Annotated in this window: 9 protein-coding genes; 5 read left to right on the top strand and 4 right to left on the bottom strand. The window is 37.1% G+C overall.

Annotated elements, in window-relative coordinates; genetic code table 11:
- Positions 1–357: hypothetical protein (locus LBH98_04690; GenBank protein MDR0304053.1), on the top strand; the 357-nt coding region annotated here is incomplete at its 5' end.
- A 159-nt stretch (positions 358–516) separates the two neighbouring features.
- Here the strand turns inward: LBH98_04690 and LBH98_04695 are convergent.
- A complete protein-coding gene (locus LBH98_04695; protein MDR0304054.1) occupies positions 517–3,651 on the bottom strand; it encodes a UvrD-helicase domain-containing protein in 3,135 nt (1,044 codons plus the stop codon).
- 191 nt (positions 3,652–3,842) lie between these two features.
- On the opposite strand from LBH98_04695, the gene LBH98_04700 reads away from it, so the two are divergent.
- On the top strand, positions 3,843–4,898 hold the full coding sequence (locus LBH98_04700; protein ID MDR0304055.1) for a M20/M25/M40 family metallo-hydrolase: 1,056 nt from the start codon (positions 3,843–3,845) through the stop codon (positions 4,896–4,898).
- A 9-nt stretch (positions 4,899–4,907) separates the two neighbouring features.
- The gene (locus LBH98_04705) at positions 4,908–5,780 is read left to right on the top strand and encodes a hypothetical protein (protein MDR0304056.1); all 873 of its coding nucleotides are present in this window, start codon (positions 4,908–4,910) and stop codon (positions 5,778–5,780) included.
- Here LBH98_04705 and LBH98_04710 read toward each other — a convergent pair.
- The 3 genes from LBH98_04710 to LBH98_04720 are packed head-to-tail and all read right to left on the bottom strand — an operon-like array spanning position 5,777 to position 7,689.
- Entirely contained in the window at positions 5,777–6,328 is a 552-nt protein-coding gene (locus LBH98_04710; GenBank protein MDR0304057.1) for a YqgE/AlgH family protein, read from the bottom strand. The genes LBH98_04705 and LBH98_04710 overlap by 4 nt on opposite strands.
- A 21-nt stretch (positions 6,329–6,349) precedes the next feature.
- On the bottom strand, positions 6,350–6,862 hold the full coding sequence (locus LBH98_04715) for an HAD family hydrolase (protein ID MDR0304058.1): 513 nt from the start codon (positions 6,860–6,862) through the stop codon (positions 6,350–6,352).
- Positions 6,859–7,689, bottom strand: a complete 831-nt coding sequence (locus tag LBH98_04720; GenBank protein ID MDR0304059.1) for an MBL fold metallo-hydrolase — start codon at positions 7,687–7,689, stop codon at positions 6,859–6,861. The genes LBH98_04715 and LBH98_04720 overlap by 4 nt, the downstream gene beginning before the upstream one ends.
- A gap of 173 nt (positions 7,690–7,862) precedes the next feature.
- On the opposite strand from LBH98_04720, the gene LBH98_04725 reads away from it, so the two are divergent.
- Positions 7,863–10,097: an MMPL family transporter gene (locus LBH98_04725; protein ID MDR0304060.1), complete on the top strand. Its 2,235-nt coding sequence runs from the start codon at positions 7,863–7,865 to the stop codon at positions 10,095–10,097.
- Positions 10,098–10,147: 50 nt separating this feature from the next.
- Positions 10,148–11,017, top strand: a complete 870-nt coding sequence (locus tag LBH98_04730; GenBank protein ID MDR0304061.1) for a TIGR01212 family radical SAM protein — start codon at positions 10,148–10,150, stop codon at positions 11,015–11,017.
- Positions 11,018–11,031 lie beyond the last annotated feature (14 nt).

Raw genomic sequence — 11,031 nt, forward strand, 5'->3', positions numbered from 1 at the left:
GTAAGCGATTTGTTTGTTACTTTCACTACCGAACCCCGCGAGGGACCTATAGCGATCGCCAAACCGCAGAAATCAGACAGGAAGTACGGAATAATACTTGAGAAGGCTGTTGTTTCTCAATCTGCAAAGATTTCGGTAAAAACACCCGAACAGGTGCAAATTACCCTTATTATTTATGACAACATCGGCAATGTGGTGTTTGAATCCAAGAGCGGAAACAACAAAGAGATATTTTGGAATTTGACGAATAACGCGGGCAGAAACGTAGCGAACGGCACTTATCTGATAATCGCTGAAGCCAAAGGTGCAAGCGGAAAGACATATAAGTATTCAGTGAAATTAGGTGTGAAACGATAATGCGATGGCTGAATTGCTTCGCTGCGTTCGCAATGACGGAGAAAAAAGCGGGTGACGACAATTCGTCATTGCAAAAAGTGCAACGACTTTCCGCCTAAGGGCAAAAGTAGAGCAATCCATAAAACAAGCAATGGCGGATAGAAATATCCGGCTTTTAGCTTACTTTACTTCGACAATTTTGTTTTCGCTCAAATACCAAATATATCCGATAACTTTTTTATATCCCATTCTTTGCAAAATTTCGGCGTATTTTTTTACTTGACTTTTGTGCATTTCGTCTTGTTTCCCGGATTTATAATCGACGACGATAACAGAATCGCCGTTTTTATTCATCATAATTCTATCGGGACGATATACCGTTTTATCCGCTATAATGCAAGATTCGTTAAAAACCTCAAAATCTTTGGCAAACCACCGCTCTTTATTTTGCTCTTTTATGTAAGTTTCTATTTTTTCTATAGTTTTTATCTTTTCTTCAGCATCAATTTCTCCGCTTGAAACAAGTCTTTCCACCGCATTCTCAATGTCTGAAAATTCAATAACGTTTTCAAATATTTTATGTATTAAATTTCCCTCTTTCGTTTTTTGAGCGAAATTGCCGCCGACGGCAAGCGATTCGTTTATAGTTCGCGCAATAAATTCTTTATTATCCGAAGTTCTTTCTTTTTGCACAAAAGCGATATTGGAGATTTTTTCGCAGATTTCTTTGACTTCCGTTTGATTTTCATGCGGCGCGATATCGTCAACCGAACAACTTGCTTGGACATTCAGAAATTCTTTTACATTATTAGGAACGGTTTTCGGCTTATCGGACAATTTTTGGGCGATAACGCAGAGATTATTTTTGGCTCTGGTAAGCGCTACGTAAAGAATATTCAAATTATCCATCTGAGAATAAATTGTCTCTTGTGCGTATTCGTCCGCAAAGTCCGAATTTCCCATAATCGCGCTGTATTCAATAGGTAAAAGTGCGAAATTAAACGGCTTTTCTTTGTTTTCTCTTTCACACCAAACGATATTTTGCTTAATACCGTTTGAATGTTCTTTTAATTCCCAATCGCAAAACGGGATAATAACCGAATGAAATTCCAATCCTTTCGATTTATGAATAGTCATCGCCAGAATCTCATTGTCTTTTCTTTCTTTAGTCGGCAATGGAAGTGTTTTTTTTGATAACTTCTCTTCCCAGAAATCTATAAAAGCCCCGACATCAGAAACGTTTTTTGAAACAAAATCCAAAACATTATCCATGAACGCAAACAAAAACGCCGAGTTTTTTTCCGTCTCAAACTTAAAAAACGCACACAATTTGACAATTAAATCGTAAAGCGGCAAAGATGAAAATTCTTCTCTTATTTCCTTTGTTATTTCCAAACATTTTTCTGCATTGACGTCTTTTGCTTCCAATTTTCCCAAGTTTATACATAAATTAGCCATAGAGACGTAATCCTGCGGATTTAAAATAATTTTAAGCGCAAAAATAATCATTTTCAATTCTTTTGAATTGGCGAACAAATATGCATTTTCGGAGACGATTTTAACGCTTGACAATTTGTCCGGCAGTTTTTTCGGCAATTTTCTCGCAATCGTTTCTATCTGTTTATTTTTTCTGCACAAAATACAAATATCATTCGATTTGACGCCTTTATCCAAAAGCAGCTTTATCTTTTGGGCTATCATTTCCATAACAATATCGTCATAGTCCTTGTCGTTTTCTCCGTCTTTGGATTTTCCTTTGCCGCTTCTTTCCGTAAAATCTACAGAAAAAAAGCCTTTTTTTACACAATCGTTTTGGTATTTAATGCCTTTGATAACATCGCCGTAAGCTTTTTTGAAAGGTTTGGCGTCATTATCCTGTAAAATTTCCGCCGAATACGAAAAAACTCTATTGTTAAACTCTACGATATTTTTCAAACTCCTGTAATTCACGTCCAAAGATTTATATTCTATACGCTCATTCTCTTTATAGCCGCGTTTTTCAAATTCATCTTTAATATCGTTCAGGATTCTCCAATCTCCGTTTCTGAATCTGTATATCGACTGCTTAACATCGCCTACCAGCATTGCAAAATTCCCCTGCGGCAAAATAATCCCAAAAATTAAGTTTTTAAAAATTTCCCATTGTAATTGCGAAGTATCTTGAAATTCGTCGATAACAATACTGTGAATATTAGCGCCTATTTTTTCAAAAATAAAAGACGCGTCTTCTTCTTTTACAAATTTACTCAAAAGCTGATTTACATTCCCCAAAATAAATCGGTTCATATCTTTGCTTTGTTCGTTTATTTTATTGGAAATATCGCTCAAAAGTTGTAATTGATAAATAAATTTAAGAAAAAGTCTTGACGAGTTATACTTTTTTTCATTTGTGTATCTGTAATTTTCTGTTTTTTTTAGCAGATTAAAACACAACATATCCGCATCGTTACCGTTTTCACCGTTCAAAACCTTACCGACATAATTGTTAGGCGCGTTGAAATCTTTGTTTTTTATTTTTTTAAAGAAACTTGGAACGCCCCTTGTCTTCTGATAAAATTCTTCATCGGGTAATTCCATTTTAAAAAAATCATTTGCAAAATTTATCATAGTTTTTTCATATTGCGATATAAATTCCCTGCAATTTTTTATCGTTTCTTTAATTTCCCAGTTTCTTTCTTGTAAATCGGTATTTATTTTATTTTCATATTTTTGGAATTGTTCCTTGAAAATATTTTCGGCAAAATTTCTCAAATCTCTTTCAATAGACCATTTGCTGTTTTCTAATTTATACTCGACAAAATCTATAAGCCGTTCAAACGTTTCATCGCCGTCTTTCACTGAGTTTATCATCGTTTTTACGGCGTTTCTTATAGGAAATTCGCTGTCTATTTCTATATCGAATTTTGAACTTATACCTAATTCTACAGTTAAATTACGCAGAACTTTTTGCAAAAATCCGTCTATTGTGCATATGTTAAAATTTCCGTAATCAAGTAAAATAGCTTTTTGGGCGACTTTCGCCCTTTTGGCTATTTCATTTTCGTCAATATCTAATTTCTCAATTAAAGGTTTAAGATAATCGCTTGGTTTTTTGTTTGTATATTTCTTATGAGCCAACTCGTCGAGTTTTTGTAAAATCCTCTCTTTCATTTCATTTGCGGCGTCATTGGTAAAAGTTACCGCCAATATGTGGCGATAAGCGTATTCCGGCGTATTATTCGTTTCAAGCAATTGTGTTATATAATTAAGAGCAAGGGTAAACGTTTTTCCGCTTCCGGCGGACGCATGGTAAACCGTAATTTTTTTTCCGTTCATTTTGTCTTCTCCGTTATTTTCAAAAAATACGTCTCGCTGCAAGTAATTCCGCATTTTCCCGTCAATATATTGGAATTTACTTCGATACCGAATAAATTAAAGGAAAAGAATTTAGCGAGAGGGCGGGAGAAAGGTTTGAATCCGTTTTTGTTTGAGCAAAATATTATTTTATGGTAAAACGGAGAAAATTTATGATGGATATTTCACGCTCGCTTATTGATTTAACGCTGGATTTGGTCGCAACAAATTCCGTAATCGGAAACGAAAAAGAACTTGCCGACACGGTTTTTGATATTTTTTCAAAAAATGAATTAAAGATCGAACGGGTTGGAAATTCGATAACCGCACGGCTTGATATGAAAAAAGAAAAAACTATCGCGCTCGTAGGGCATTTGGATACCGTACCGCAAAATTGTAAACAAAGCGCGGTAAAAATCGAAAACGACAATCTGACAGGGCTTGGTTCTTGTGATATGAAAAGCGGAATCGCCTGCGCTTTAAAAATTTTATACGAAATAAAAACGGGAATTATAAAGCCGTCAAAAAATATCGTTTTTGTGTTTTACGACGGAGAAGAAGGACCTCTCCCAAATGGGATTACGCGGCTAATTTCTCAAAATAAACTTCAAAATATTGATTTTGCGTATGTTTTAGAGCCGACTTGCTCTAAATATTCCGTCGGATGTCTTGGAACATTGACCGTAAAAGTAGAGATTTGTGGAATTTCGGCGCATTCGGCAAATCCTAAAATCGGCGAAAACGCTTTGAGTAAGGCGGCTGAAATAATAAGAAAAATAGAAAAAATCGACGCAGGTTTGAGCAAGCCCCAGAAAATCGACAAAATGTCGTTTTATGAAACTATAAACGTAACGCAGATTTCCACCGAAAACGCTTCAAACGTTATTCCGCAGAAAGTGAATTTAACGATAAACTTTCGGTTTTCGCCAAAACGTTCGTCAGAAAACGCAAAAGAATTTATTTATTCAATAATCGACAAAAATTCCGTTTATTTTATGGACTGTGCAAATTCGTGTTCGGCTGATTTACAAAAAACAGCAGAGTTTCTGCAAAACGGAGTGGAAAGAGAAATTATGCAGGCGTGGACGGATATTGCACAATTGAATGCGGCTGGAATTTCGGCGGTTAATTTCGGTGCGGGCGACATAAAATTCGCTCACAAACCCGAAGAATTTGTGTCGATTTCTGCGCTTGAAAAATTTTACGAATTACTAAAATTACACGTTTGAGGAGGAAATATGAGTTTAAGCAAGACGCTTCAGTCTCCGGAAATTTTTTTGCAAACCGCAGGGAAATCCTTTGACGAAATAAAGAAAATCCTTACGGTTAAAGGCGGCGAATATTATACACAAAATCCGCAGGAAAGCGAATTGATAAAAAACAATCTTTTGAGTTTCGGACTGCCTTGCGACGCGAAAACGGTGAAAAAAGTACAGGAAAACATTATTTATCATTACGTCGAAAAAATATTTCCGTTTACCGGAACTCCGGCGCAGCTTGCAGAATTTATAGAAAAGCGAATTGATTTCTTTGATGCGAGAAATTTAATTTCGGCGGCGCTCAAAAACGGTTCGGTTTTAATCGCAACGCCGCACTTCGCAGGAGTGGAATGTATTACGCCTACTATCGCTTATATGAAATTTTTAGTGAATGCAGTACTGAAATTCAAAACGCAAAATTTATCCGATAAATCCCATAATTTTGCAAAATCAATGGAAGAAAGCGGCTTATTCGCGCCGATAAATTTTATAGAATTAGGCAAACCCGGTTCGCAAGGCGCGCTTTTGATGGCGAACGCCCTCAAAAAAAAGGAAGTTTTGTTCAGTGTTTTCGACGAAGAAACTCCATATTCGAAACCTGTAAAATTGTTTGGCAAGAACGTTTTGGGCGGTGCGGGACTTGATAAAATACTGAAATTTGTGGACGATAATTTTTCTGTTTTCACGGTATTTATGATAAGAAACGGAGAAAATTACGAAATGAAACTCCTGCCGATAGACGTAAAAAGTGAAAATCCTATTCAAAAAATGTATGAAAATTTGGAAAAAGTTTTAGAAAAAAACTTTGTTCAATGGTATTTTTTGCACGAAGAAATTCCGTTTGTCGATTAGCGTTTTGCTAATACGTTCAAATACGAAATCGCTTGCTGCGATGTTTGCATTTCTTCGTTATCGACTCCGGCAAAAGCTAAAATTACGGGAACGTCGTTATATACAACCCAACTTTTACACAATACGATTTCATCAATAAGTTGATTTATTCCCCAACTCGCATAACCCATAAAAAGCCGATTTTCATATTCGTCGGAATCCAGCATTTCGTCAAGTGTTTTCCAATGTCCGCCGAGACGTATTCCCTGAACTATCTCCCGTCCTCCTACAAGTGAAAACGAAATTATATTCAAATCGGATTCTTCAACAGGACCTCCGGCAAAAATTCGCCGCTTTGCAGAATGAAAACGCTTGTCGATATTATCAAATAATTCTTTAACCGGTACGATTATAGGACGGTTTATTATAAATCCCAATACCGAATCCGGAGATATTGCCGAAATTAAGATAAGTGAATTTTTGAAATACTCGTCGTCTATTTCCGGAGACGCCACAAGTATGGTTCCCAAATCTATTTTGAACGGATTTTCGCCTTTTACCCAAATCATTCGCTTCTCCTTTCAAAAAAACTACAATTTTTCTATAATTTCCCGCAAATTTTCAACGTCATAATTTTCAAAACAATACTCACTTTTGACAATATACGATTTAAGTCCGTCAATCAAAATCCTGTCCGATTTTTTATCGCCCACCATAACGGACCGCGAAAAGTCGATGTTGAAATCTCTTTGCGCTCGCAAAAGCATCCCCGGATTAGGTTTTCGGCAACCGCAGTCGGCTTTAAATTTGTCAATCGCCGCATTAGGATGGTGCGGACAAAAATAAAATTTCGATATTTCTATCTCTTTTTTCGCAAACTCTTCTCTTATGTAATTATGAACGTTACGCATCTCTTTTTCGCTATAATTTCCCATTGCAATTCCTCCCTGATTCGTAACGACAATTATCAAGAATCCTTTCTCTGTAGCAATTTTGCATAAATCGAAAATTCCGTCCACAAACTCCACGTTTTCAACTTTGTGCAAATACGCGGTGTCTTTGTTAATTACCCCGTCGCGGTCAAGAAATAACGCTTTGTTCATTTTTGCAAATCAAAATCAAAACCGCCCTTACCGTTGTCAAGAATCCTGCCCATCCCCGGCATAGGAATATGCATTCCCGCTATCAGCCATTTGTTATCCGCCGCCATTTGCATCAGTTTTTTACGTGTTTCGATCGATTTTTTTCTATCCAAATCATAAATAGCGCATTCGTCCGGATGAGAGAATTGCAACGCAGCCGCATGTAAAAAATCTCCGGCTATAAGCAATTTTGTTTTGCCCGTACCGATTAAAAAGGCGGTATGCCCTGGCGTATGTCCCGCCGCCTCAATAGCAATTATTTCAGGCGCCAGGGTTTCGCCGAAAGAAAATGTTTTATAACGTCCGGCATAAGCCTTTGCAACGTTTTTCTGCAAATCGGAATTTGGAGTTTTGGCATCCAGCCAATAATTATTTTCCTGCTTGGAAATGAATACCGGAGCGGAAAAATTCGCTTCGCCGTTCTCTTTTAAAAGTCCCGAAACATGGTCTGCGTGAGCATGGGTAAGAAAAATTGCGTCTATTTTTGAAACGTCTATTTTATTGTTTTTTACCGCGTTGCCGAAACCGGCGTCTATCAGGTAAGTTTTATTACCGGTTTTTACCAAGAAAACGTTCACGGAAGACGCCGCTTTGCCGTTAGGCATATAAACAAGTTTTTGCTCTTTTGAAAGTAAACCGCCGTCAAACAGTTCAATCCCCATTGTCCCGCCTGAAACTTCTTCAACTGCTAAAACCTCGATCGCTCCGTCCAAAATTACAAAATCAGCGCAAAAGCAGATACCCGCTATGAACAAAAATAAAAAAGCGGACGAAACCAAACGATTCATAAATTTTCCTTTTCTCAAACTTAAATAAAATAATTTGTGCGATAATAAAATGGGGACATATATACTATTTGTAAACGGAATATAGTATTTTATTAAAAAGGCAAAGAAAATGAGAAAACACTAAGTCTTTACGCTTAATTCATTAGGAAAAAATTAAAGTATGGAAATAAAAAATGCCGAATTTTAAGGAAGAAATAATTTTTTTTGCCATAAAACACAGAAAATTTTCTGCGCTTGTCATTTTGCTTATGACGGCGTTTTTTGCGTATAATCTCAAAAATATTTCGGTAGATAACAATGCGGCGCATGCGATTCCCGACACATTGCAGCAAGTACGCGATGTTGAAAATTTACGTTCGAAATTTAATTCGCCGTATTCAATTTTTCTTATGGCGCAGTTTGACAAAGATTCGCCTCTATACGAAAAAATAGAAATATTCGATTCATGGGCGCAAAAATTTTCCGAAATACAAATAGACGGCGTCAAAGGTTTTGAAAGCATCGTACATATAGGAACGCTTAAAGTCCCCGTAGAAGGCGGAATTATAGGCATAAAAAGCGCATCTATTTCCAAAGAAAAAAACGATGAAACGCTCCGTGAAATCATAAGAGATAATTTTGCACTGACCGGAAATTTTATTTCTACAGACGAGAAAACACTGTTAATGATTCTATATACCAACGACAATGCGGAACGTCCTAAAACGATTTCGGCGGCAATGAAAATATTGGATGGAATACGCGCCGACGGATATGAGCATACGTACATAACCGGTGCGACTACGACGAGTTGGTATATGAGCCGCGATATGAACCGTGATTTGTCTATTTTACTGCCGTTTTCAATACTTATAGCCGCTTTGCTTTTATTCTGGATGTTTGAGAATTTACGCTGCGTAGCCGCTCCTCTCGTCATTGTCGTATTTTCTGTTATTTGGACGTTGGGAATTATGGCGCTTGCCAACGTTCCTCTTAACGTTTTAACGTCTGTAATCCCGTTGATTTTACTGCCTGTCGGGCTTGCCGGTTCGCTTCACATAATAAAAAGTTATAGGCAGAACCGATTTAACGGTTTGGATTTTGACGACGCATTTGCAAAAACTTATCGAGATCTTTTAGGTCCGATTTTTATAGCGGCGGCGACAACTTTTTTCGGGTTTTCATCGTTTACCGTCTCTTCGCTTTCGTGGACCAGATATTTTGGTTTTTTCACAGGATTAGGTATTGTTATCGCTCTTTTTCTTTCAGTGTTTTTTCTGCCGATTTTCTTTACGCGTTTTGAAAAAGGTGCGACAGACAACGAACCGAAAAATTTAATTCCCCTTTCATTTTTCAACAACATGGTTTTCAAATATCCGTTTTCAAAGATATTGCTTTTACTTGTAATTGTTTTTTCGATTATTTTCGTTCCAAAAATAAAATTTGACAGCAATCCGATTAGTTTTTTTGACAAAAACCACGAACTCCGCAAAAGCGACGATATTGTTCAGGAACAGTTTGGCGGAACGCGCTTTTTCGATATAATGATAGAGTCGGATACGGAATTTTCGGATTCGGCGTCATGGCAAAACTTGTCTGATATTATTGATTGGATAAAAGAAATTCCTGAAATAGGTTCCGTAACCTCGGTCTTTCCGGTTTTGAATCGTGTCAGTGAAATTCTAAAAGGAACGCCGATAAGTCAGACGGCGGTTTCGTTAATGTTAAACGGAAACATGACGAAAAACGAGGACGGTTCAAATTTGCTGGACGCTTGGCTTACATCGGATAAAAAGGCGGTAAAAATTACTTTGGCTTGTAAAAATATCCCGCTGTATAATTATACAAATTTATCTAAAAAGATAACTTCGCGCATAAATCAAGAACATCCGAATTGGAAAATTACCGCGTCAGGCGAAGTTTTGCTTATGGATTCTATGATTGACTTGCTTATAAGAACGCAGACGTACAGTTTGTTAATTACGTTTTTGCTGATTGCATTGTCTCTTGTGATTTTATTCCGCAGTTTTTTTGTAGGTATTTTTTCATCGTTGCCTATAATAATCGGCGCTTGTTTTATTGCAGGAATCATGGCCGCTTCAGGAATAACTATCAATATCGTAACAGTTATCGTTGTGAATTGCTGCATAGGAATAGGCATTGATTACGCCATTCATTTTACTTCAAGTTTTTTGAGATTAAGAAAAAAAGGCGCTGTTTCCGTCGAAGCGCTGCTTGGCGCATTTCAAGACAAAAGCACGGTAATAATTTTCAATACGCTTGCGGTCGGAATAGGTTTTCTCGTTTTATGTCTCTCAAATTTTCCGCCGGTACGCGCACTTGGTTTTTTAATATTCCTGTCAATGACTGTCGGCTCTATTTTCTCGCTTCTGTTTCTTCCCGTGTTTTTGAATAGAAAAGGCAAGTAAAATTATAAAACTAAATACTTCTGCGGACTACCGGACTATTATATAGAATTATGCTTGAACACAAAACAATTCGTGAATTTCTTAAAGAAAAATTTGGAGAGAACGTACTTAAAATACCCGTGAATCCGGGATTTTCGTGCCCCAACAAAGAAAACGGCGATACGGGCTGTATTTTTTGTGACAACAATTCTTTTTCACCCGCCGCCTTAAAAACCGAAAACGTTGTTTCACAGTTTATTGAAAAACGCGACAAAATGAAGTATAAATTTAATTTATTTATGCCGTATTTACAGCCGAATACGAACACTTATGCGCCGGTTGAAAAACTACGGGAAATTTATGAACCGCTGATAATACAGGACGGCGCCGTTGGACTTGCAATCGGCACTCGCCCCGACGCCGTTTCAGATGAAACCATAAATTATTTGTCTTCAATAAATTCAAAAACTTATCTATCTTTGGAACTTGGACTGCAAAGCGCAAACAACAAAACCCTTGCGTTGATAAACCGCAGACACAGCGCCGAATGTTTTGCGGAAACCGTAAAAAAACTTGCTGAAAAAAATATAGAAATTGTAGCCCATGTAATGATTGGACTTATGCGGGAAACTAAAGAAGACGTTATAAATACCGCAAAATTTATTTCCGCTTTACCGGTAAAAGGCGTGAAAATTCACCAATTAATGATAATAAAAAATACACCGCTTGAGAAATTATTCGCCCAAAATGAAGTTTCGGTTTTGACTCTTGAAAAATACGCTGAAATTCTTAAAGAATTTCTGAGAAATTTGCGGCAAGACATCATAATTCATCGGCTTATGGCGGATTCTTCGGTTCGGAACGGATTAATCGCCCCGTTTTGGAGCTCAGAAAAAAACAAGTCGCTGAATTTTATAAAGAATTATTTGGGAAAATTGTAGTTGTTGCTGTGTAA

Source organism: Chitinispirillales bacterium, assembly GCA_031254455.1.
Lineage (GTDB): Bacteria > Fibrobacterota > Chitinivibrionia > Chitinivibrionales > Chitinivibrionaceae > WRFX01.

What these genes read in the sequence shown, in the direction of transcription:
- LBH98_04695 (MDR0304054.1), bottom strand. Translation starts at nt 3,651, where the DNA reads ATGAACGGAAAAAAAATTACGGTTTACCATGCGTCCGCCGGAAGCGGA.
- LBH98_04700 (MDR0304055.1), top strand. Translation starts at nt 3,843, where the DNA reads ATGATGGATATTTCACGCTCGCTTATTGATTTAACGCTGGATTTGGTC.
- LBH98_04705 (MDR0304056.1), top strand. Translation starts at nt 4,908, where the DNA reads ATGAGTTTAAGCAAGACGCTTCAGTCTCCGGAAATTTTTTTGCAAACC.
- LBH98_04710 (MDR0304057.1), bottom strand. Translation starts at nt 6,328, where the DNA reads ATGATTTGGGTAAAAGGCGAAAATCCGTTCAAAATAGATTTGGGAACC.
- LBH98_04715 (MDR0304058.1), bottom strand. Translation starts at nt 6,862, where the DNA reads ATGAACAAAGCGTTATTTCTTGACCGCGACGGGGTAATTAACAAAGAC.
- LBH98_04720 (MDR0304059.1), bottom strand. Translation starts at nt 7,689, where the DNA reads ATGAATCGTTTGGTTTCGTCCGCTTTTTTATTTTTGTTCATAGCGGGT.
- LBH98_04725 (MDR0304060.1), top strand. Translation starts at nt 7,863, where the DNA reads ATGCCGAATTTTAAGGAAGAAATAATTTTTTTTGCCATAAAACACAGA.
- LBH98_04730 (MDR0304061.1), top strand. Translation starts at nt 10,148, where the DNA reads ATGCTTGAACACAAAACAATTCGTGAATTTCTTAAAGAAAAATTTGGA.